This window comes from Ancylobacter terrae (genome assembly GCF_045108345.1).
Taxonomy (GTDB): Bacteria; Pseudomonadota; Alphaproteobacteria; order Rhizobiales; family Xanthobacteraceae; genus Ancylobacter.
In genome coordinates, this window is the sequence record NZ_JBJGXH010000001.1 from 1,142,289 (window position 1) to 1,165,204 (window position 22,916).

The window sequence follows — 22,916 nt, forward strand, 5'->3', positions numbered from 1 at the left end:
GCCAAGACGTCAATCTTTCCTTGCACCCGCACCGGAGCGCAGCAATGAGTCAGGCAGCATTGCGACTCGTCGAAGGATCTTCCATGGACAAGGCTAAGGCGCTCGATGCCGCTCTCGCTCAGATCGAGAGGCATTTCGGCAAGGGTTCCATCATGCGTCTCGGCAAGAGCGACAAGGTGATGGAGATCGAGACCGTGTCGACCGGCTCCCTCGGCCTCGACATCGCGCTCGGGATCGGCGGCCTGCCGCGCGGGCGCATCGTCGAGATCTTCGGGCCGGAATCCTCCGGCAAGACGACGCTTGCCCTGCACACCATCGCGGAAGCGCAGAAGAAGGGCGGGGTCTGCGCCTTTGTCGATGCCGAGCACGCGCTCGACCCGATTTATGCGCGCAAGCTGGGCGTCGATCTCGACTCGCTCCTCATCTCCCAGCCGGATGCCGGTGAGCAGGCCCTGGAGATCGCCGACACGCTGGTGCGCTCCGGCGCGGTCGACGTTCTGGTGATCGACTCCGTCGCCGCTCTCACGCCCCGGGCCGAGCTCGACGGCGAGATGGGCGATTCGCAGCCGGGCATGCAGGCCCGGCTGATGAGCCAGGCGCTGCGCAAGCTCACCGCCTCCATCAGCAAATCCAACACGATGGTTATCTTCATCAACCAGATCCGGATGAAGATCGGCGTGATGTATGGAAGTCCGGAGACGACCACCGGCGGCAACGCGCTGAAGTTCTATGCCTCGGTGCGCCTCGACATCCGCCGTATCGGCTCGATCAAGGAGCGGGACGAGATCGTCGGCAACCAGACCCGCGTGAAGGTGGTCAAGAACAAGCTGGCGCCGCCGTTCAAGCAGGTGGAATTCGACATCATGTATGGCGAGGGCGTCTCGAAGATGGGCGAACTCATCGATCTCGGCATCAAGGCGGGCGTGGTCGAGAAGTCGGGCGCCTGGTTCTCCTATGACAGCCAGCGGCTCGGCCAGGGGCGCGAGAACGCCAAGAGCTTCTTGCGCCAGAACCCCGATGCGGCGGCGCGGATCGAGGCGACGATCCGTCAGAACGCCGGACTGATTGCCGAGCAGATACTGGCCGGTGCCTCGGAAGGCGACGAGTCGGACGACTGAGGGCGCCTCCGCGCCGAGACCCGCGCGGGCGGTGGTACGCACCGCCCGTCGCCATGCCGGGTGACGCGGTTGGAGCGCGATGGTCGCCGGCGGCGTGCGGATCACCGCCGGGCCTTTCTGGACAAGGCCATGGGGCGCCGGTAGAACCGGGTCGCGCGCGGGCGGCGGCCAGCCAAGGCTCCCCGCGCGGGGTTTCCCCGGCAACAGCGGACTTCGATTTATGAGCGGCGTGAACGAGATACGGGCCACGTTCCTGGACTATTTCGCGAAGAACGGCCACGCCGTGGTGCCGTCCTCGCCGCTCGTGCCGCAGAACGACCCCACGCTGATGTTCACCAATGCCGGCATGGTGCAATTCAAGAACGTCTTCACCGGCATGGAGAAGCGCCCCTATTCGCGGGCGGCGACCTCGCAGAAATGCGTGCGTGCCGGCGGCAAGCACAACGACCTCGACAATGTCGGCTACACCGCGCGCCATCACACCTTCTTCGAGATGCTCGGCAATTTCTCCTTTGGCGACTATTTCAAGGAGAATGCCATCGAGTTCGCGTGGAACCTGATCACACGCGAGTACGAACTGCCGGTCGATAAGCTGCTGGTCACCGTCTATGCCGAGGACGACGAGGCGTTCGGATTGTGGCGCAAGATCGCGGGCTTGCCGGAGAGCAAGATCATCCGGATCGGCACGTCGGATAATTTCTGGCAGATGGGGGATACCGGTCCGTGCGGGCCCTGCTCGGAGATCTTCTACGATCACGGCCCCCATATCGCCGGCGGCCCGCCCGGGTCGGCGGACGCCGACGGCGACCGCTTCATCGAGATCTGGAACCTCGTCTTCATGCAGTTCGAGCAGCTGCCGGGCGGGGAGCGCATCAATCTTCCGCGGCCCTCGATCGATACCGGCATGGGTCTCGAGCGCATCTCCGCCGTTCTGCAGGGCACGCACGACAATTACGAGATCGACCTCATGCGCGCGCTCACCGGCGCCGTCGAGGACCTGACCAATGTCGAGGCCGAGGGCCCGCAGAAGGCGAGCCATCGCGTCATCGCCGATCATTTGCGCGCGGCGACCTTCCTCGTTGCGGATGGCGTGCTGCCCTCCAATGAGGGGCGCGGCTACGTGCTGCGCCGCATCATGCGCCGCGCCATGCGCCACGCCCAGCTGCTCGGCGCCCGCGATCCGCTGATGTATCGCCTCGTGCCGGTGCTGGTGCGCGAGATGGGCCGTGCCTATCCCGAGATCGTGCGCGCGGAGGCGCTGGTCACCGAGACGCTGCGGCTCGAGGAGACGCGCTTCCGCAAGACGCTGGAGCGCGGCCTGTCCATTCTCGAGGCGGAGAGCGAGGGGCTGGGCACCGGGGCGAAGTTCTCCGGCGAGACGGCGTTCAAGCTTTACGACACCTACGGCTTTCCGCTCGACCTCACCGAGGATGCGCTGCGCGCGCGGGGCATCAGCGTCGATACGGACGGTTTCCGGAGCGCGATGGAGCGCCAGCGCGCCGAGGCGCGGGCGTCCTGGGCGGGTTCGGGCGATGCGGCGACCGATTCGGTGTGGTTCGCGCTGCGGGAGGAGGTGGGCGCCACCGAGTTCCTCGGCTACGGCACCGAGAAGGCGGAGGGCGCGGTCACGGCTCTCGTCCGCGAGGGCGCGCGTGTGGAGGCGCTGCAATCCGGGGAACGCGGCTTGGCAGTGCTGAACCAGACGCCGTTCTACGGCGAATCCGGAGGGCAGCTCGGCGACACGGGGACGATGACCGGCGAGGGCGGCCTGAAGGTGCGCGTGCTCGACACGCAGAAGCGGCTCGGCGACATCTTCGTGCACGAGGTCGAGGTGACGGCCGGTACGCTCGCGGTGGGGTCGGCTCTGGCGCTCGAGGTCGACGCGGAGCGGCGGGGCGCCATCCGCGCCAATCACTCGGCGACGCATCTGCTGCACGAGGCGTTGCGCCGCGTGCTGGGCGAGCATGTCGCGCAGAAGGGCTCGCTGGTCGCCCCGGACCGGCTCCGCTTCGATTTCAGCCATCCCAAGCCGCTCGACCCGGCCGAATTGCGCGCGGTCGAGGATATCGCCAATCGCGCCGTGCTGCGCAACGAGGAGGTGACGACCCGGCTGATGGGAGTCGACGACGCCATCGCCTCCGGTGCGCGTGCCCTGTTCGGCGAGAAATACGGCGAGGAGGTGCGGGTCGTGGCGATGGGTACCGATCCCGGCAATGGCGCGCCCTTTTCGGTGGAGCTGTGCGGAGGCACCCATGTCGCCCGCACCGGCGACATCGGCCTCGTCACCGTGCTCGGGGAGAGCGCCGTGGCGTCCGGCGTGCGCCGCCTCGAGGCGATGACCGGCACGCCGGCGCGGCATTTCCTGAACGGCGCCAACAGCGCCCTGCAGGCGACCGCGGCGACGCTGAAGGCGCCGGTCGGCGATGTCGAGGCGCGCGTCGCCCAGCTGGTCGAGGAGCGCCGCCGTCTCGAGCGGGAACTCTCCGACGCCAAGCGCCAGCTCGCCCTCGGCGGCGGGGCGGGCGGCAAGGCGGCGCCCGATATTCGCGTGGTGGATGGCATCAACTACCTGCCGATCGCGGTGAGCGGCATCGAAGCGAAGGATCTCAAGCCGATCGCCGACGAGGCGAAGAAGCGGATCGGGTCCGGCGTTGTGGCGGTCGCCAACACGGCGGCCGACGGCAAGGGCGTCATCGTGGTCGGCGTGACCTCCGATCTCACCGGCCGCTTCGATGCGGTCGCGCTGGTGCGGCGCGGTGCCGAGGCGCTTGGCGGGAAGGGCGGCGGGGGTCGCCCGGACATGGCCCAGGCCGGCGGGCCGGATGGCGTGCGCGCGCCCGAGGCGCTGGCCGCAATCGAGAGTGCGCTGGCGGGCTAAGTTCCGGGACCTCCATGCCCGGGCGTCCGCGCCCTGGCGCCGCGCTTCCTGTCGCTGTCGGGCTGGAACCTGCGGCGTCAGGTCCTTTCGTGAGCGGGGCTGTCGCTGCGTCAGTCTGGACGCGTGCCGATTTTACCGGTGAGATGCGGCTGTCGCGACGGGGAGCCGACAGGCTGCGTTCGACGGGGCAGTGCCGCCTCGACATGTGCAATGCGGTATGGCCGGAGCTTGGCGGGTCGCGGCTGCGGCAGCCGTCGTCCTGCGCCCGCTCGCGCTCGCATTGACGGGGACCCGCGGCGAGCGCCAGGCACGCGGGGGCGCCTTGTCGCGCCCGCGTGAGCGGCGGTCCGGTCGGGCGGTGATGCGCGGCGGTGGAGAAGGCGGATGGCGGGGGCTGATCGCTTCAGCTGGCGGGAGGTCGGGGAGACGGTCGACGCGCTGGTCGGCGCCGCGGGGCCCTGTCCGGCCACGTCGGCGTTCCCTGTTCCCGCCGTCGCGGCGGACGCGGACGTTACATCTCCGCCGGGATCCGGCCTCCCGTCGCTCACCGTGGTAGGACACGGTGCGGGAAAGGCAGGCGTGTCGCGTTCCGGGTCGCCCAGAAGCAAGGCGGGAGCCGGCATCGCCCGTTCCGGTCGCTGGAGTTGGCGGAGGCTGCCGACGTCCCCGCTTCCTTTCGCTCACGTTGCGTCCCTGCTTTCCTCCGCTGACGCTGCCGCGCCGCAAAGCGGCGATGGCGCCGCCATGACCGTTGGCGCCCTCCGGCGTGGGGGTGCTCTCGCGTCGCGCACGGCGGTGGACACTGCGTATGCGGCTGATGCTGGATGTGCCGACGCGTCATCCGGGCGGGCGTCATCCGGGGTGGCGGGAGCCGGCTTCGCCCGTTCCGGTCGCTGGAGTTGGCGGAGGATGCCGACGTGCCTGCTTCCCTCCGCTCAAGCTGCGTCCTTGCTTCCCTCCGATCATGCCGCCCCGCCGGGCAACGGCGATGGCGCCGCCATGACCGCCGGCGCGCTGGGGCGTTGGGGCGCTTCCGCATCCCGTGCAGCGGTGGACACTGCGAACACGGCTGACGCTGGATGTGCCGACGCGTCATCCGGGCGGGCGTCACTTGGCGTGGCGGGCGCTAGCATCGCCAGTGCCGGTCGCCGGGGTTCGCTGGGTATGCCGGCGTCTCCGCTTCCCTTCGCTCACGTTGCGTCCTTGCTTCCCTCCGCTCAAGTTGCCGCCTCCCGCGGCGGGGAGGGCAGCGCCATGACCGCCGGCGCGCTGTGGCGCGAGCGCACTTCCAGATCCCGTGCGGCGGTGGACGCTACGAGTGCGACGGACGCCGAGCATGCCGGCGCGTCACCCGGGTGGGCGTCACCCGGGGTGGCGAGGGCCGGCATCGTGCGTTCCGGTCGCTCGATTTCTTGGGGATGCCCACGTCCCTGCTTCCCTCCGATCATGCCGCCCCGCCGGGCAACGGCGATGGCGCCGCAACGACGGCCGGCGCGCTGGGGCGTTGGGGCGCTTCCGCATCCCGCGCGGCGGTGGACGCTGCGAGGGGGGCTGACGTGGGGGATGCCAGAGCGTCACCCGGACGGGCGTCGCCGGGGGTGGCGGCATATCAGGGGCGATGCCGGCGCCGCGTCTGCCGAAGAGAACCTGACGGCACACGCGAGACCCGCTCATCCATCGAGGGGCACATGACGGCACATGCGGGGCCTACTCATCGTCCGAGGGCAAGATGACGGAGGATGCGCGCCCCGCTCATTCGCCGGCCGCTTCCGGCGCGCCGCCGGATGGGGCCGGCGCCGGGGCGAGGTCCCGCCCGCCCGACGGCGGCTCGGCGGCGGGCGGGGGGAGCGCGGTGACCCCCCCGCGTCCCGGCGGGCCACGCGCGTGGCGGCACCGCGTCTATGAGGTGCTGGAGCGCGATTCCGCCGGCGATCGCGTGGCCGGACGAGTCAACGCCCTGCTGATCGGGCTGATCATCGCCACCGTCGCGCTGGCGATCGTGCAGACGGTGCCCGGCTTCACCGCCGACGACTGGTGGCTGGTGCGCCCGTTCGAGCTCGTCGCGCTGCTCGCCTTCACGCTGGAATACGGGCTGCGCGTCTGGGCGGCGGTGGAAAGCCCGCGCTTCCGCGGCCTCGCGCCGTGGCGGGCGCGGCTGCGCTACATGCTCACGCCGGCCGCCGTCGTCGATCTGGTCGCGTGGTTTCCGATGGTGGTCGCCGTCTTCGTCGAGGCGGACCTGCGCACGCTGGCGCTGCTGCGGCTGTTCCGCTTCGTGAAGCTGGCGCGCTATTCGCCGGGCATGCAGTCGCTGCTGGAGGTGCTGCGGGCGGAGCGGCAGTCGCTGCTCGCCTGCCTGTGGCTGCTGGCCGGCGCCATCCTCATCGCGGCGTCCGCCATGTATCTCGCCGAGCGGCGCGTGCAGCCCGACGTGTTCGGCTCGATCCCGGACGCGATGTGGTGGGCGGTCGCCACCATCACCACGGTCGGCTATGGCGACATCGTGCCCAAGAGCGGGCCGGGCCGGGTGATCGCCGCGCTCACCATGATCACCGGCATCGTCATGATCGCGCTGCCGGTCGGCATCATCGCCACCGCCTTCGCGGAGGTGATCAAGCGCCGCGATTTCGTGGTCACCTGGGGCATGGTCGCGCGCGTGCCGCTGTTCGCCGACCTCGATCCGGCGGCGATCGGGGAGATCCACCGGCTGCTGTCCTCGCACATCGCCGAACGCGGCGATGTCATCGTGCGCAAGGGCGATCCGGGCCGCTCCATGTATTTCATCGCCTCGGGGGAGGTGGAGGTCGATCTCGTCGAGCGCTCGGTCACGCTGGGGGAGGGCGATTTCTTCGGTGAGCTGGCGCTGATCCACCGCACCCGCCGCACCGCCACGGTGCGCGCCGCGGTCCGCTCCATGCTGCTGGTGCTGGACGGCGTCGATCTCGAGGACCTGATGCGCCGGCGCCCGGAGATCGGCCGGCGCATCCACGCCATCGCCCGGCGGCACCAGGCGCCCGAGCCGGTGGCGAGCCGGGGCGACATCGCCGCGGCGGAAGTCGGCCCGCCGATGCCGCCAGTGGATCCGCCCGAGCCGCCCGAGGAGGACGACGCGCCGGGGTGAGCGCGCCGACCCCTTGAAACGACCACGGCCCGCGTCGCCGCGGGCCGTGCCATTTTCGTGCGCCGCGTCGCCGCGGGCCGGGTCACCGTTCGTGTGCCGCGTCGCCGCGGCCGCGCCGTGGGCCGTCCGCGCGGGGCCGTGGCCCCGCCGGGCTCAGGCCAGCGCCTTCGACAGGTTCTCGGAGATCTTGTCGAGGAAGCCGGTGGTGGAGAGCCACTTCTGGTCCGCGCCGACCAGCAGCGCGAGGTCCTTGGTCATGTAGCCGCTCTCGACCGTGTCGACGCACACCTTCTCCAGCGTGGTGCAGAAGGCGGCGAGCTCGGCATTGTCGTCGAGCTTGGCGCGATGGGCGAGGCCACGCGTCCAGGCGAAGATCGAGGCGATGGAGTTGGTCGAGGTCTCCTTGCCCTTCTGGTGCTCGCGGTAGTGGCGGGTCACCGTGCCGTGGGCGGCCTCGGCTTCCACGGTCTTGCCGTCCGGCGTCATCAGCACCGAGGTCATCAGGCCGAGCGAGCCGAAGCCCTGCGCCACGATGTCGGACTGCACGTCGCCGTCATAGTTCTTGCACGCCCAGACATAGCCGCCGGACCACTTGAGCGCCGAGGCGACCATGTCGTCGATCAGGCGGTGCTCGTACCAGATCTTGTGCTTCTCGAACTCGGCCTTGAACTCGGCGTCGTAGATCTGCTGGAAGATCTCCTTGAAGCGGCCGTCATACTGCTTCAGGATGGTGTCCTTGGTCGACAGATACACCGGATATTTGCGCATCAGGCCGTAGTTCAGCGAGGCGCGGGCGAATTCGGTGATGGATTCGTCGATGTTGTACATCGCCATGGCGACGCCGGAGCCGGGGGCCTTGTAGACCTCGTGCTCGATCACGGCGCCGTCCTCGCCGACGAACTTGATCGACAGCGTGCCCTTGCCGGGGAACTTGAAATCGGTGGCGCGGTACTGGTCGCCGAAGGCGTGGCGGCCGACGATGATGGGCTGGGTCCAGCCCGGCACCAGCCGCGGCACGTTCTTGCAGATGATCGGCTCGCGGAAGATCACGCCGCCGAGGATGTTGCGGATCGTGCCGTTGGGCGAGCGCCACATCTTCTTGAGGTTGAACTCCTTCACCCGGCCGACATCCGGGGTGATGGTGGCGCACTTCACGCCGACGCCGACCCGCTTGATGGCCTCCGCCGCATCCACGGTGACCTGGTCCTCGGTGGCGTCGCGGTTCTCGACGCCGAGGTCGTAATACTCCAGGTCGATGTCGAGATAGGGGTGGATCAGCTTGTCCTTGATGTACTGCCAGATGATGCGGGTCATCTCGTCGCCGTCGAGCTCGACGACGGGATTTGCGACCTTGATCTTCGCCATGGGTGTCACCTCGCGCGGATTTCCGATCGTAATGGGGCCTCGACGCCGGTCCGCGCGGCCGGGCGCCGGTGCGGGCGTGATAGCGTGTTGACGCGGTGAGAGAAAGCAGGAGCGGTGCCAACTTTCGGGGCATTTTCCATCTGCGGCTTCGCGGATGGGAAAATCGGCTCTATACCGGCGCCCGTTCAGAGGGAGCAGGGCATGCCGGGTGCGGGAACGGACAGCACGAAGGACTGGGCCGGCGGCGGCCCGGTGGTGATTCTGGTCGAGCCCCAGCTCGGCGAGAACATCGGCTCGGCGGTGCGCGCCATGGGCAATTTCGGCCTGTCGCGGCTGCGGGTGGTGAACCCGCGCGAGGGCTGGCCGAATCCCAAGGCGGTGACGTTCGCCTCCGGCGCCGACCGCATCCTGGACGGGGCGGAGGTCTATCCGGACGTGCGGGCGGCGATCGCCGACCTCAATTTCCTCATCGCCACCACGGCGCGCGACCGTTCCATGGTGAAGCCGGTGCTGGGCGCGGACGAGGCGGCGGCCGCGACCGCGACGCGCCTCGCTGCGGGCGAGGATGTCGGCATCCTGTTCGGGCGCGAGCGCACGGGGCTGTACACGGAGGAGGTCTCGCTGTGCGACGTCATCCTCACCTTGCCGGTGAACCCGGCCTTCGCCTCGCTCAACCTCGGCACCGCGGTGGCGGTGGTCGCCTATGAATGGTCGAAGCGGGCCGGGGCGGGGCTGCCCTTCCTCGCCGCCGACCGCTCGCCGCTGGCCACCAAGGCCGATCTCGTGGCCTTCTTCGATCATGTCGAGCGGGAACTGGAGGAGGCGGGCTTCTTCCGCTCGCCGGAAAAGAAGCCGGCGACCATCCGCAACATCCGCAACATCTTCCACCGGCTCGGGCTCACCCGGCAGGACATGTCGACCCTGCACGGCATGATCGTGGCGCTGGTGGAGGGCCGCCACGAGCGGGGGCGGGGGCGCCCGGTGCGGGCGGGGAGCGCTGCGGAGGACGAGCCGCCGGGAGGCTGATCGGACCGGCCTGATCGGTCTGATCGTCCACCTCACTGCACTGACCGGTCACTCCCATCGGTCACGCCGGCGCGAGCGCGTAGCCAAGTGCCGCCAGCGGCGCTAGGCTTCGTTTCGGATGGTTCGGGAGGTATCCCATGGTTGGCGAGGAAGACGTGCTGGCCGCGGCCGCGCGCTGGCGGCACGAGGGCCGGGGAGTGGCGATCGCCACCGTGGTCGAGACTTGGGGATCGGCGCCGCGCCCGGTCGGCAGCCATCTGGTGATCGATGCCGACGGGGCATTTCTGGGTTCCGTATCAGGGGGTTGCGTCGAAGGCGCGGTGGTGGCCGAGGCCGCCGAGGTGATCGCCGACGGGACGCCGCGCCTGCTGGAGTTCGGCGTCGCCGACGCGACGGCCTGGCAGGTGGGCCTGTCCTGCGGCGGGCGGATCGCGGTCTATGTCGAGAAGGTGAGCTGAGCCGGGCCGCTGCCGGCGGGCCTTTTTATCTGTTATCTGTCAATAGCTTGTGAGGCGTTCGGTCGTGGAACTCGCCGTACTCGAAGCTCTGAATGCCGAGCGCTCGGCCCGCCGCGCGGCGGTGCTGGTCACCGAGCTGCCGACCGGCGCGCAGCGGCTGGTCCGGGCCGGCGAGGCGGCGTCTGATCCGCTGGCGGAGCCGATCATCGAGGCGCTGCGGACCGCGCGGAGCGGTATCATCACCTTGGGAAACCAGCGCTTTTTTCTTACGGTGCAGGTGCCGCCGCCGCGCCTCGTCATCATCGGCGCGGTGCATATCTCGCAGGCGCTGGCGCCGATGGCGCAGATGACCGGTTTCGACGTGACCATCGTCGACCCGCGCACCGCCTTCGCGACACCCGAGCGCTTTCCCGATGTCGTCGTGCGCGCCGAATGGCCCGACGTGGTGCTGCCGGAGCTCGCGCTCGACCCCTTCACCGCGCTGGTGGCGCTGACCCACGATCCCAAGATCGACGACCCCGCCCTCGCCGAAGCACTCCGTGGCGCGTGCTTCTACATCGGCGCGCTGGGCTCGCGGAAGACCCATGGCGCGCGGGTGGAACGCCTTGTTACGCAAGGGTTTTCGCGGGATTTGATCGGGCGGATCCACGCCCCGATCGGGCTCGATATCGGGGCGGCGAGCCCGGCGGAGATCGCGGTGGCGATCCTCGCGGAGGTGGTCGCGGCGCTGCGCCAGCGTCCGCTGCGGCGGGAGCAGGCGGCGTGAAATTCGGTCCAGTGCCGCTCGCCGAAGCGGAGGGGGCTATCGCCGTCCACAGCGTGCGCGCGCCGGGTCTGGAGATCCGCAAAGGCACGCGGCTTGACGCCAACATACTGAAGAGGCTCGCTGAATCCGGTGTCGATGCGATCGTGGCGGCACGGCTGGAACCGGGCGACGTGTCCGAGGACGCGGCGGCGGAGGCCATCGCGGCGCGGGTCGCCGGGCAGGGGGTGCGGCGCGAACCGCCGTTCACCGGGCGTGCCAATCTCTTTGCCGAAGGCGCCGGCGTGGTGGTGGTCGACCGCGCGGCCGTCGACGCGCTGAACGCGGTGGATGAGGCCGTCACCCTCGCGACGCTGCCGCCGTTCCAGCACGTCGAAGCCGGCGACATGGTCGCGACGGTGAAGATCCTGCCTTTTGCCGTATCGAGCCCGGTCTTCGCCGCCAGCCGGGCGGTGGCGACCCCCATGGTTCGCGTGGCCCCCTACCGTCTCAGGCGCGTCGCGGTGATCTCGACGCTGTTGCCGGGGCTCGCCGAGAAGGTGATCGCCAAGACCCTGCGCGTCACGGCGGCGCGGCTGGCGGCGGCGGGAGCCTCGGTCACGCAGGAGCTGCGCGTGCCTCACGCGACGCAAGCCCTTGAAAAGACGATTCAATCGGCCATCGCCGCTGGCGCCGAGATGGTGCTGGTATTCGGCGCCTCGGCTATCGCCGACCGGCGTGACGTCATTCCCGCGGCGATCGAAGCCGCGGGCGGGGCGGTGGAGCATTTCGGGATGCCGGTCGATCCGGGTAATCTCCTGCTGGTCGGGCGGGTCGGCGCGGTGCCGGTGATTGGCGCCCCGGGCTGCGCGCGCAGCCCGAAGGAAAACGGTTTCGACTGGGTGCTCCGGCGTCTGCTCGCCGGCATCGAGGTGACGCGCGCGGATATTCGCGCGATGGGTGTGGGAGGATTGCTGATGGAGATCGCCACGCGTCCGCAGCCGCGTGCCGGCGCGGCGGAGGGTTCCGGTTCGCGCTTCGGCGCCATCGTGCTCGCCGCCGGCCGCGGCACCCGCATGACCGGTGGCAACAAGCTGCTCGCCCGGCTGGGCGGGGACCCGGTGATCTGCCGGGTGGTCGCCGCCGCGCTCGCCTCGCACCTGCGGCCGGTCGTCGTCGTCACCGGTCACGAGGCCGACGAGGTGCGTGCGGCGCTCACCGACCTCGTCCGCGATCACGATATTCGCTTCGTCCATAATCCCGACTACGCGGAGGGCATGTCGACCTCGCTGCGAGCCGGACTCGTGGCCCTGCCGGACGAGATCGGCGGTGCCGCCATCCTGCTGGGCGACATGCCGCGCGTGACGGCCGATCTGGTCGACCGGCTCGCCGGCGCCATTTCGCCGGACCAGGGCGCTCTTATTGCCGTCCCGGTGCGGGAAGGGCGGCGCGGCAACCCCGTGCTCTGGTCGCGGCGGTTCTTCGCGGAACTGGCCGCAATCAGCGGCGACACCGGCGCGCGGCATCTGATCGGCACGCATGGTGATGCGGTGGTCGAGGTGACGGTGGACGACGAGGCCGCGTTCATCGACATCGACACGCGGGAAGAACTCGAGGCTGCCGATATCGAGCGCATCGCCGCGACGGCCGACATCGACGCCCATGTTGCGCTCGACGGCATGAAATCCGAGGATGCCTGAGCGTCAGAACGGCGCGAACAGGGTCAGCATGCCGTAAAGTCCGGGGTCGCTGTCGTCGCTCCAGCGCCAGCCGCTGCTGAGCGTGAAAGTGCGGCCCGCGATCGGCGTGGCGACGAAGAGGCCGAATTTCGCTTCCTGCGATTGGCTGTCGCGGTAATAGGCCGCCTCGGCTCCGGCATCGACCTCCGCGAACAGGCGCCGCGCAACCGTGGCGCGCGCGGTGGCGGTCTCGAAGACGGTCGCGTAGCTCGCCGAGGCTGTCAGGACCCACCCCTCGGCGGGCCGCATGAACCACTCACCGACGATCTTGCCGCCGGCCTGAGTGCCCTGCGCCGGATTGGACGGGTCCGGATGGTCGAGAATGTCGCTGGCGACGTTGATGCCGCCATATAGGGTGAAGGCGGTGGTTCCCGACTGGAACTGCCAGCCGCCCAGCACTTCGCCGTCGGTCCCGGTGCCGGTGTTCCAGCCGCCCGGCACGAAGCCGGTGCGGTAGCGGTAGCGCCCGCCGCCGCCCTGCACGCGCAGCCGGAAGCCTTCCTTGTCCATCGCGCCGAAGGGCGACCACGCCGTGCCCGCCCAGCCATAGGCGCTGTCGCGGCCGACATCGATGCCGGAGTAGAAGTAGAGGCGACCCTCGAGATCCGACAAGGACAGAGGTTGCGCCGATGCGGGCTCGCCGGCGCCGCAAAGACCGGCGACCGCCGCGGAAAAAGGTGCAAAAAAAGCTCTCGCGACGCGGGCCATCGCATCGTCCGGTCGATGTTGATGAAAATTAGGGGCAAATTGTTACCATCTCACTCGATCATGCGGCTGGGTTGTATACAAGCAACTATGGCGAGCACTCGCTATGCGCGAATGTCGGGCGTGCCCGCTAACCGGATGGACGCGTGCGGGTCGCGGGTGTAGGTGAGCGATGAGGAATGCCGATGATCCGCTCCAGCCCCCGTACCACATCCGCCCTGATCAACTGGGCGCATGCCATCGATCACTACGCCATGCTCATCTTTCCCACCGCGGTGCTGGCCATCGGGCCGGAGGTGGGGCTGGGCTACGGCGAGATGATCGGGCTGTCGACGGCCTGTTTCGTCGCCTTCGGCGTGTTCGCCTTGCCGGCCGGGTGGCTGGGCGACCATTGGAGCCGCCGCAACATGATGGCGGTGTTCTTCCTGGGGTGCGGCGTGATGATGATCGCCACCGGACTTGCCCCCAACGGCGTGTGGCTGGCGGTTTCGCTTTTCCTGCTCGGGGTTTTCGCCGCGATCTACCATCCTGTCGGCGTGGCCATGCTGATTGCGGCGGCGGATCCGGCTCGACGCGGGCGCGCGCTGGCCACCAACGGCGTGGCCGGTAACCTGGGCGCGGCGCTCGCTGCCGTCGTGACCGCCACCATTGCCGCGCTCGCCGGGTGGCGCGTGGCGTTCATCGCGCCCGGCGTGGTGTCGATCCTGTCGGGCTTCGCCTTCCTCGCCCTGGTGCGGGAGGAGAGGGCAACCCGCGCCACCCGCAGCACGGTGGCCGAGGTGCCGCTCGATCCCCGGCTGATCGGCGCCTTTGTGGGGCTGTTCGCCATCGTCGTGCTGTTCGGGGGACTGGTCTTCAACGCCGTGTCCATCGCTCTGCCCAAGATCGTCGATGAGCGCGGGGGTGTGACGGGGCTGCCGCTGATGCTCACCGGCGGGCTGGCAACGGCGGTGTTCCTGTGCGGGGCGCTGACCCAGCTCGCCGTGGGGCGGCTGGTCGAGCGCTTTCCACCGCATTTCGTTTTCCTCGGCACCGCCGCCCTGCAGCTGGCGGGGCTCACGCTCGCCGCCCTGACGACAGGCGTGCCGCTCCTCGTCGGCCTCGCGCTGGCGATGTCCGGCATCTATGGGCAGGTGACGGTGAACGACGTCGTCATCGCCCGCTTCACCGCCGATGCGTGGCGCGGGCGCGTCTATGCCGTGCGGTTCTTCCTCGGGCTCGGCACGGCGGGATTCGCGGTGCTGGCCGTCGGCCTGATGCACGACCGTGGCGGTTTCGATCTCGTGCTCGGCGTGCTGCTGTCGATGGCGACGGTGTTCGTGGGCGCGGTCATGGGTCTTTCCGGCCTCGCGCACCATATGGAGCGGCGGGCCGAGAGCCTTCAGGCCGCGGAATAGCGCCTCAGAGCGGATCGGCGACGAGGTGGTCGACGTCGATACCGATCCGCTCGCACACGAGTTCGGCGATCATCTGGCGGTGGCAGTGCTCGGGATCCCGTTCGAAGCACAGCAGGCACAGGCGCCGTCCGCCGGCCGCCAGCTCCACGAGTTCGTCGAGCTGCTGCCGGGCGGTGGGCGTCGCGAGATGCGCCTCGTAAATGCGGCGCAGCTCGTCGTAGCGGCCCGTGCGAGCCGCCTGTCGGCCCTCGGCGGGCGTGCCAAGCCCGCGCAGGTGAAGGTAGCCGATGCCGCGCTCGTCCAGCCCCGCCGCGAGGATGGTCTTGGAGAAGCCCGCGCGCCGTGACGCGGCAACGGCCCGCACGTCGACGAGCAACTGCACGTCCGCGGCTTCCAGCGTGTCGAGCACGGCGGAGGATGAGACCTGTTCGTAGCCGATGGTGAAGAGCGGCGCGGGCATGGGGAAGGTGTCGCACAGCCGGCCGGCGAGGGGAAGGGCGCGGCGCGGTGGCCGACCCGGCACTCGGTCGCGTGCCCCCGAGCTGCCATTGGCCCTTGCTCCGGACCCGCGAATCTGTGGAGTTCTATCGCGAGGCATCCCCGGCACGCGCGGCGCGTGATAGAGGGCGTGCGGGACACCATTCGGGCGACGCGATGGCGTCAGGGCTGGGGCGCCAGGGTTGGGCATGAAGGCGGGGATCGAACTCGGCAGCAACACGGCGGGCCAGCCGGTTCGCCTCGATCTGGAAGAGCTTCTCTCCACGCGCTTGCTCGTGCAGGGTAATTCCGGCTCGGGCAAGTCGCACCTGCTGCGGCGCCTGCTGGAGCAGAGCGCGGGCCACGTTCAGCAGGCGGTGATCGATCCGGAAGGTGATTTCGTCGGCCTCGCCGAGCGCTACGGCCATGTCGTGATCGATGCCGAGCGCACGGCCGGCGAGATCCAGCGCATCGCCGGCCGCATCCGCCGTCACCGCGCCTCGGTGGTGTTCAATCTCGAGGGGCTCGACGCGGAAGCGCAGATGCGCTCGGCCGCGGCCTTCCTGAACGGGCTGTTCGACGCCGAGCGCGAATTCTGGTTCCCGATGCTGGTGGTGGTCGACGAGGCCCAGCTCTTCGCGCCGGCCGGCGGCGGCGAGATATCGGAGGAGGCGCGCCGCGCTTCGCTCGGCGCCATGACCAATCTGATGTGCCGCGGCCGCAAGCGCGGTCTTGCCGGCGTGATCGCCACCCAGCGGCTGGCCAAGCTCGCCAAGAACGTGGCGGCGGAGGCGTCCAACTTCCTGATGGGGCGCACCTTCCTCGACATCGACATGGCGCGCGCGGCCGATCTGCTGGGCATGGAGAAGCGGCAGGCGGAGAGCTTCCGCGACCTCAACACCGGCTCGTTCGTGGCGCTCGGGCCGGCCCTCTCGCGTCGGCCGTTGCCGCTGAAGATCGGGATCGTCGAGACGGCCGGGCGGAACGGGCGTCCCGAGCTCATGCCGCTGCCCGAACTCGGCACGGACGAGTTGCAGGACCTCATCTTCGCCGAGGCGGTGGAGGACGAGCCGCTGCCGGTGCGGCGCCCGGCCATTCGCCCGACGCACGAGATCCTCGATACGCTGGCCGCGGCCCCAATGCCGGAAGCCACATTGGACCCGGTCGATGCGGCGGCAGCGCTGGCCTTCGATGCGGAGCGTGAAGAGATCCTCGCCCAGATCGTGCGTCAGTTCGCGGCCGAGGCGGATGCGCCGTTCCGTTCCGCGGCGTCGCTTTATCAGGACTTCCTGGTCCATTGCCGGGTGCGGCGGGTCGGTTCGCGCATTCCCGACCTCGCTGATTTCACCCGCCGCCTCGCTCTCGCGCGCGCCGGGGTGGACCTTGCGCCGCGCAGCGTCGAGGAACAGGGCGATGATGACTGGAAGCGGGTGATGGAACAGGCCGCCGGCCTGCCCGAGGCGATGCAGGGCGTGTTCCTGCTGCTCGCCCGCGCCGGAATGGAGAGCGCGCCTTCCCCGGCCGACGAGGCGCTGGCGCGCGCCTATGGCAGCCGCTCGCCCTCGCGCGGGCGCTGGCTGCTGACCTATATGGAAGAGCGCGGCTATCTCGTCTGTGAGGCCGATTTCCGCGGCAACCGCGTGGTGCGCTTCCCGTCCTTCGGCTGGAAGACGACGCCGGCCGATCCGCGCGCCGCTGCGCCGGTCGGTTGACAGGCGGCAAGGCGGCCTTTCACTCGTCGGCCTCCTTGCGATCACGCTCGTATCGGTGCGCGAGCGGGAAGGGCGGGAGCCACGCTTCGCGGCGGATGATCCAGTTCTCATAGCTCGGCATGAACCGATCCGGGGCATCGAATGTGCCGAGATGCACTTCGATCTCGCCGCCGCTGCGGGCGAACACCGACGAGCCGCAGCAGGGGCAGAAATGCCGCCCTGCATAGTCGCGGGTGTCGCCCTCGATGGTCACGGCGTTGGCCGGAAAGATCGCGGCGGCGTAGAACAGCGCGCCGTGATGCTTGCGGCAGTCGAGGCAATGGCAGATGCCGACGCGGTCGGGCCGCCCCGACACCGTGACCCGCACATTGCCGCACAGGCAGCCGCCGGTGACAGGCTCTCTCATCTCTGACCTCCCATTCGCGGGGGCATGATGGCCCAATGTTCCGGCGCCGCACAGGCGGCGCCGGCCGGCTCAGTTGTAGAGCGCGCTCGGTAGCCAGAGGGCAATGCCGGGGAAGGTGTAGAGCAGCACCATGGCGATGATGACGATGCCGAGGAACGGCATGACGCCGGCGAAGATCTCGTCGATCGAAACGTGCTTGGGCGCCACGCCCTTGAGATAGAACGGCGCCATCGCCACCGGCGGCGACAGGAACGAAGTCTGCAGGTTCAGCGCCACCAGCACGCCGAAGAAGATCGGATCGATGCCGAAATGATCCAGCAGCGGCAGGAAGATCGGCAGGAAGATGACGATGATCTCGGTCCATTCCAGCGGCCAGCCCAGCACGAAGATGATGGCCTGGGTGAGCAGCAGGAAGCCGATCGGGCCGAGGTTCAGCGACATGATGAACTGCTCGACCACATGCTGACCGCCGAGCAGGGCGAACACCGCCGAGAACACCGCCGAGCCGACGAACAGCCAGCAGACCATGGCCGAGGCCCGCGCGGTGAGGAAGACCGAGTCCTTCAGCTTTTCCAGCGAGAAGGTGCGGTAGGCGAGAGCGAGCAGGATGGCGCCGAAGGCGCCGATGGCGGCGGCCTCCGATGGCGTGGCGAGGCCGAAGATGATGCAGCCCAGCACCGCGACGATCAGCGTCACCAGCGGGAAGAACGAGGTGAGCAGCGCCACGATGATGGTCATGGCCGGCACCTTCCGCTCTTCGGCCGGCAGCCGGGGGGCGAGAGAGGGATTGAGCATCGCGCGGATGATCACATACAGGATGTACATGCCCGCCAGCATCAGCCCCGGGATGAAAGCGGCGGCGTAGAGCTTCACCACCGAGACGCCGGCGGTGGCGCCGTAGAGGATCAGCATCACGCTCGGCGGGATCAGGATGCCGAGGCAGCCGCCGGCGCACACCACGCCCGAGGCGAGCTTGGTGTCGTAGCCGGCGCGCAGCATGGCGGGAAAGGCGAGCAGGCCCATCAGCGTCACCACCGCGCCGACAATGCCGGTCGCGGTGGCGAACAGCGCGCAGGTGGCCAGCGTGGCGACGGCGAGAGAGCCCGGCAGCCAGCCGGCGGCGAGCTGGATGGCGCGGAACAGGCGGTCGAGGATGTTCGCCCGCTCGATCACATAGCCCATGAACAGGAACAGCGGGATGGAGATGAGGACGTCGTTCGCCATAACCGAATAGGTGCGCTGCACGAACAGGTTGAAGATGCTGTCCCCTTGCGTGAAGTAGCCGAAGCCCACGCCGAGCGCCATCAGCGTGAAGGCGATGGGAAAGCCGAACATCAGCAGCACGAGGAACAGGACGAGCATCAGCACGCCCAGAGCGGGATCGGAGAGAAACATCACAGCGCTCCGTGGGTCGTGCCTTCACGATCCGCCCGGTTGGCGGCCTCCTCGAGGATGACCTTCTCCATCTCCTCGACATCGTGCAGGCGTTGCGGCCAGTCGCCCTCGCGGATGCAGATGAGGCAGCGCACCACCTCGACCACGCCCTGCAGCAGCATCATCACCCCGGTGATCGGGATCAGCGCCTTGAACGGCCAGATCACCGGCCCGTCCGGGCTGAAGGACGAGTGCTCGTTCAGCATGTAGGACAGCTGGAAATAGTTCCAGCCGGAGTAGATCAGCGCGAGAATGCCGGGAAAGTAGAACAGGAAGTAGAGGACGAGGTCGCTCTTCGCCTGCGTCCGCGGCGCCCATTTGCGGTAGAGAAAGTCTCCCCGCACATGGCCGTTGCGGGAGAGCGTGTAGGCGCCCGCCATCATGAACAGCGCGCCATACAGCATCAGGCTGACGTCATAGGCCCAGGTGGTCGGGTCCCGGAGCACGTAGCGGCGGAACACCTCGTAGGTGATCGCCAGCATCAGGATAACGATGCACCAGGCGAACAGCTTGCCGATGAACGCGTTCACCCGGTCGACGGCGAGGAGGAGAGACTGCATGGGGAGCCTCGGGCAGGGGGCGGGGAGAGGCGGGCACGTTATCGCGATGGGCGGCACGCCCGTGCGGTTCCGGTTCGCGCTTTTCCGCCGGCAATGGATCCCGGACGGCCATCTGGCCGTCCGGGATCCTGCCTGAGCGGGGGAGCGGGCGGCTAGGCCTTGCCGAAGAAGTGGTCGTAGGCGAGCTTCGAATCCGCCTCGTATTGCAAGCGGAAGCCGACGATGCGCTGGGCCCAGCTCTTCTGGCTGTCGATCACCTTCTTGAAGAACGGGTCGGCGGACAGGTTGGCGATGACCTTGTCCCAGGCCGCGAGCTGGGCTTCCAGCACGGGCTTCGGCGTCGGAATCACCTTCACGCCGCGCGCCTTGATCGCCTCGAGATCCTTTGAGTAGCGGTCCTGCGCCTTCCACATCATGTCGGAGGAAGAGGCGTCGCCCGCCCCCTTCAGGATCGCCTGGACGTCTGCGGGCAGGCTGTTGAACTTGGTCTTATTGAACAGGATCTCGAAGCACTCCAGCGCCTGATGGTAGCTCTGGATCATGTAGATCTTCGAGACGTCCGGGAAGCCGAGCACGAGGTCGGAGGAGGGGTTGTTGAACTCCGCGCCGTCGAGCAGGCCGCGGTCGATCGCCGGCACGATCTCGCCGCCGGGCACGATCGTCACCGCCGCCCCGAGTTCCTTGTTGAGATCGGCGCCGAGGCCGACGGTGCGATACTTCATGCCCTTCATGTCGTCGGCGCTGGTGATCTCCTTCTTGAACCAGCCGAGCGGCTGGGTCGGCATCGGCCCGTACAGCATGCCGACGACGTTCAGCTTGAGCACGTCGTTGATCAGCTCGTCATAGAGCTGCTGGCCGCCGCCATAGCGCACCCAGCCGAGCAGTTCATCGGCATCCCAGCCGAAGGCCGGCGCAGTGCCGAACAGCGAGAACGCCTTGTTCTTGCCGTACCAGTAGGCGGCGACGCCATGGCCGCCGTCGAGGATGCCGGCCGACACCGCGTCGGCCATCTGGAAGGCGGGCACCACCGAGCCGGCCGCCAGCAGCTCCAGCTCTACCCGCCCGCCGGTCATGGCGTTGACACGCTTGACGTAGTCACCGGCGAATTCGTGGAAAATGTCCTTGTTCGGCCAGGTCGACTGGAATTTGAGCTTGATCGGGGCCTGCGCATGCACGGCGGGGGCGGCGACCGCTGCGGCTCCGGTTGCGGCAACAGTTGCGATGAAGCGACGGCGGCTCGGCGCAGCCGGACGCTTCCCTGACGTTTCGGTCATGGCTGTTTCTCCGTTGGCGTTTCCTCTCGCGGGCAAGCCCGCCGGGCGGCGCTTTTGCGCCTTGTCCCGATGACGCAAGGAGACGCTGCCGTTTGGGCAAGCGCAAGCGGCAAATGTCACATTCGCGTGGATTTGGTTGCGACCAAAGTCGTACGCGCGCGCCGGTTACGCGCTTTTCAGCCAGCTCGCCGTCATCGGGACGTCATGGGCGGCGGACTTCAGTGCGAGCGTTCGTGAATCGCTCCGTTTCAAGCTGGGGATCCTCCATGCGCTCATTTCTTCTGGCCGGTGTCTCGCTCGCCGTGCTGGGTATCGGCGCGGTGCAGGCCGACGATGCCACCGCCTTCAACCGCATCGCGACCTTCAACGTCGTCGAGAACCTGCCGGCCGGTGCCGATGCCGCCAAATCGACCGTCGCCGAGATCATCGCCGCGACGGCGGACGGCAACACGCTCGTCTATACCGACAGCCCGGGCGAGCGAGTCGGCCTGATCGACATCACCGATCCGGCCGCCCCGAAGCCCGCCGGCACTGTCGCGCTCGGTGGCGAGCCGACCTCCACCGTCGTCATCGGGGGCACGGCCTTCGTGGGTGTCGTTACCTCGGAATCGAAGGCGAAGCCCTCGGGTCATCTCGCCGTGGTCGATCTGGCGACGAAGCAGGTCGTGGCGACCTGCGACCTCGGCGGACAGCCGGATTCGCTGGCGAAGAGCCCGGACGGCAGCTTCCTCGCCATCGCCATCGAGAACGAGCGCGACGAGGAACTCAACGACGGCGCGCTGCCGCAGCTTCCCGGCGGCAACCTCACCTATTTCCCGGTGAAGGACGGCGCCATCGCCTGCGCCGACAAGAAGATCATCGATGTCTCCGGCCTCGCGGCGGTGGCGCCGGAGGATCCGGAACCCGAGTTCGTCGATATCAACTCCCGCAACGAAGTCGTGCTGACCCTGCAGGAGAACAACCACATCGTCATCGCCGACCTCAAGACCGGCAAGGTGACCAACCACTTCTCCGCCGGCACGGTCAGCCTCGACAGGATCGATACCAAGAAGGATGGCGTGATCGATCTGTCCGGTTCGATGAAGGACGTGCCGCGGGAGCCGGACGCGGTGCAGTGGATCGATGACGAGCGCATCGTGACCGCCAATGAGGGCGACTGGAAGGGCGGCACGCGCGGCTTCACCGTGTTCGACACGACCGGCAAGGTGCTGTTCGAGAGCGGCACGGCTCCCGAGCATATGGCGGTTCGGCTCGGGCATTACCCCGACAAGCGCAACAAGAAGGGCATCGAGATGGAGGGCGCGGAAGTCGCGACCTTCGGGGCCGACAAGCTGCTCTTCCTCGGCTCCGAGCGCGGCTCGCTGGTGTTCGTCTATCGCGATACGGGGCCGGGCAACGCGCCCGAATTCCGGCAGGTGCTGCCGGGCGGCATGGGTCCGGAAGGTCTGCTGGCCATTCCCTCCCGCGACCTGTTCGTCACCGCGAGCGAGACCGATCTGCGCGCGGATGGCGGCATCGGCTCGGTCGTGACCATCTACAAGAATGGTCCGGGCAAGCCATCCTATCCGACCATCTCCGCTGCGGATGGGCCGGACGGCCTGCCGATCTGGTGGAGCGCGCTGTCCGGCTTCGCGGCGGATCCGGCAGCGCCCGGCAAGCTCTACGCGGTGACGGACAGCGCCTATGCGCAGGCCCGCATCCTGACCGTCGACGCGACCCAGTCCCCGGCGAAGATCGTCGCGGCGACGGTGGTGACGCGCGATGGCCAGCCCGCCAAAGGGCTGGACCTCGAGGGTATCGCCGTGCGGCCGCAGGGCGGCTTCTGGCTCGCCTCCGAAGGCAATCCCGAGAAGAAGGAGAACCCGACGCAGAACCTGCTGGTACGGGTCTCGGCGACGGGTGCGGTGGAGGAGGAGATCGCCCTGCCGGCCGAGCTCGCGGCGCAGGCGACCCGCTTCGGCTTCGAGGGTGTGGCCGTGACCGGCGCGGGCACCGACGAGACGGTGTGGCTGGCCGTGCAGCGCGAGTGGAAGGATGACCCGAAGGGCAGCGTGAAGTTCCTCGCCTACAAGCCCGCCACCAAGAGCTGGGGCTATGTGCGCTACCCGCTCGACAAGGTCGGCAAGGGCTGGATCGGCGTATCCGAAATCACCGCGTCGAATGGCGGGCTGATCGTGATCGAGCGCGACAACCAGATCGGCCCGAATGCGAAGATCAAGCAGCTGACCTACGTCTCGCTGAAGGACGTGACGCCCGCCCCGCTGGGCGCCGCGGACGCACCGGTGCTGACGAAGACGCTGGTGCGCGACCTGATGCCCGACCTTGCCGCGCCGAAGGGCTATGTGCTCGACAAGGTCGAGAGCTTCGCCATCGATGCGGCGGGCGATGCCTTCATCGTCACCGACAATGACGGCGTCGACGGCTCCTCGGGCGAGACGCAGTTCCTCAAACTCGGCAAGATCGAGCTCAGGATGTGAGTCCGGATATGGCCGCAAGGCCTTGCC

General features: G+C 68.7%; 17 protein-coding genes. 10 read left to right on the top strand and 7 right to left on the bottom strand.

What is annotated here, in order from left to right:
* Positions 1-44: 44 nt before the first annotated feature.
* From recA to ACEUEL_RS05430, 3 genes are all read left to right on the top strand, one after another.
* On the top strand, positions 45-1,118 hold the full coding sequence (gene recA, locus ACEUEL_RS05420) for a recombinase RecA (protein ID WP_405702943.1): 1,074 nt from the start codon (positions 45-47) through the stop codon (positions 1,116-1,118).
* 220 nt (positions 1,119-1,338) lie between these two features.
* Positions 1,339-3,996 (top strand): alanine--tRNA ligase, encoded by a 2,658-nt coding sequence (gene alaS / locus ACEUEL_RS05425; RefSeq protein WP_405702945.1) that lies wholly within the window; start codon positions 1,339-1,341, stop codon positions 3,994-3,996.
* 1,852 nt (positions 3,997-5,848) lie between these two features.
* On the top strand, positions 5,849-7,117 hold the full coding sequence (locus ACEUEL_RS05430) for a cyclic nucleotide-gated ion channel (RefSeq protein ID WP_405702947.1): 1,269 nt from the start codon (positions 5,849-5,851) through the stop codon (positions 7,115-7,117).
* Between the two features lie 153 nt (positions 7,118-7,270).
* On the opposite strand, the gene ACEUEL_RS05435 is transcribed toward ACEUEL_RS05430, so the two are convergent.
* Positions 7,271-8,482: an NADP-dependent isocitrate dehydrogenase gene (locus ACEUEL_RS05435; RefSeq protein WP_405702950.1), complete on the bottom strand. Its 1,212-nt coding sequence runs from the start codon at positions 8,480-8,482 to the stop codon at positions 7,271-7,273.
* Positions 8,483-8,683: 201 nt separating this feature from the next.
* Between ACEUEL_RS05435 and ACEUEL_RS05440 the strand changes: the two genes are divergently transcribed.
* From ACEUEL_RS05440 to ACEUEL_RS05455, 4 genes are all read left to right on the top strand, one after another.
* Positions 8,684-9,508, top strand: coding sequence for an RNA methyltransferase (locus ACEUEL_RS05440; protein WP_405702953.1), 825 nt, complete (start codon positions 8,684-8,686; stop codon positions 9,506-9,508).
* A gap of 137 nt (positions 9,509-9,645) precedes the next feature.
* Complete coding sequence (locus ACEUEL_RS05445) at positions 9,646-9,966, top strand: XdhC family protein (protein WP_405702956.1); 321 nt, start codon at positions 9,646-9,648, stop codon at positions 9,964-9,966.
* A gap of 64 nt (positions 9,967-10,030) precedes the next feature.
* Positions 10,031-10,732 (top strand): XdhC family protein, encoded by a 702-nt coding sequence (locus tag ACEUEL_RS05450; protein ID WP_405702958.1) that lies wholly within the window; start codon positions 10,031-10,033, stop codon positions 10,730-10,732.
* A complete protein-coding gene (locus ACEUEL_RS05455; protein WP_405702960.1) occupies positions 10,729-12,408 on the top strand; it encodes an NTP transferase domain-containing protein in 1,680 nt (559 codons plus the stop codon). The genes ACEUEL_RS05450 and ACEUEL_RS05455 overlap by 4 nt, the downstream gene beginning before the upstream one ends.
* Before the next feature lie 3 nt (positions 12,409-12,411).
* On the opposite strand, the gene bcsS is transcribed toward ACEUEL_RS05455, so the two are convergent.
* Positions 12,412-13,059, bottom strand: coding sequence for a cellulose biosynthesis protein BcsS (bcsS, locus tag ACEUEL_RS05460; protein WP_405702963.1), 648 nt, complete (start codon positions 13,057-13,059; stop codon positions 12,412-12,414).
* Between the two features lie 278 nt (positions 13,060-13,337).
* Here bcsS and ACEUEL_RS05465 point away from each other — a divergent pair, with 278 nt between their 5' ends.
* Positions 13,338-14,549 (top strand): MFS transporter, encoded by a 1,212-nt coding sequence (locus ACEUEL_RS05465; protein ID WP_405702965.1) that lies wholly within the window; start codon positions 13,338-13,340, stop codon positions 14,547-14,549.
* Positions 14,550-14,553: 4 nt separating this feature from the next.
* On the opposite strand, the gene ACEUEL_RS05470 is transcribed toward ACEUEL_RS05465, so the two are convergent.
* On the bottom strand, positions 14,554-15,009 hold the full coding sequence (locus tag ACEUEL_RS05470) for a DUF488 domain-containing protein (RefSeq protein WP_405702967.1): 456 nt from the start codon (positions 15,007-15,009) through the stop codon (positions 14,554-14,556).
* Positions 15,010-15,235: 226 nt separating this feature from the next.
* Here ACEUEL_RS05470 and ACEUEL_RS05475 point away from each other — a divergent pair, with 226 nt between their 5' ends.
* Complete coding sequence (locus ACEUEL_RS05475; RefSeq protein WP_405702970.1) at positions 15,236-16,738, top strand: ATP-binding protein; 1,503 nt, start codon at positions 15,236-15,238, stop codon at positions 16,736-16,738.
* 19 nt (positions 16,739-16,757) lie between these two features.
* On the opposite strand, the gene ACEUEL_RS05480 is transcribed toward ACEUEL_RS05475, so the two are convergent.
* The 4 genes from ACEUEL_RS05480 to ACEUEL_RS05495 form a co-directional block, all read right to left on the bottom strand.
* The gene (locus ACEUEL_RS05480) at positions 16,758-17,144 is read right to left on the bottom strand and encodes a GFA family protein (protein ID WP_405702972.1); all 387 of its coding nucleotides are present in this window, start codon (positions 17,142-17,144) and stop codon (positions 16,758-16,760) included.
* Positions 17,145-17,213: 69 nt separating this feature from the next.
* Positions 17,214-18,539, bottom strand: coding sequence for a TRAP transporter large permease (locus tag ACEUEL_RS05485; RefSeq protein WP_405702974.1), 1,326 nt, complete (start codon positions 18,537-18,539; stop codon positions 17,214-17,216).
* Positions 18,539-19,138, bottom strand: coding sequence for a TRAP transporter small permease subunit (locus ACEUEL_RS05490; RefSeq protein WP_405702976.1), 600 nt, complete (start codon positions 19,136-19,138; stop codon positions 18,539-18,541). The genes ACEUEL_RS05485 and ACEUEL_RS05490 overlap by 1 nt, the downstream gene beginning before the upstream one ends.
* Before the next feature lie 152 nt (positions 19,139-19,290).
* Entirely contained in the window at positions 19,291-20,412 is a 1,122-nt protein-coding gene (locus ACEUEL_RS05495) for a TRAP transporter substrate-binding protein (protein ID WP_405702978.1), read from the bottom strand.
* A 266-nt stretch (positions 20,413-20,678) separates the two neighbouring features.
* Here ACEUEL_RS05495 and ACEUEL_RS05500 point away from each other — a divergent pair, with 266 nt between their 5' ends.
* Positions 20,679-22,889, top strand: a complete 2,211-nt coding sequence (locus ACEUEL_RS05500) for an esterase-like activity of phytase family protein (RefSeq protein WP_405702980.1) — start codon at positions 20,679-20,681, stop codon at positions 22,887-22,889.
* The last annotated feature ends 27 nt before the right edge of the window (positions 22,890-22,916 follow it).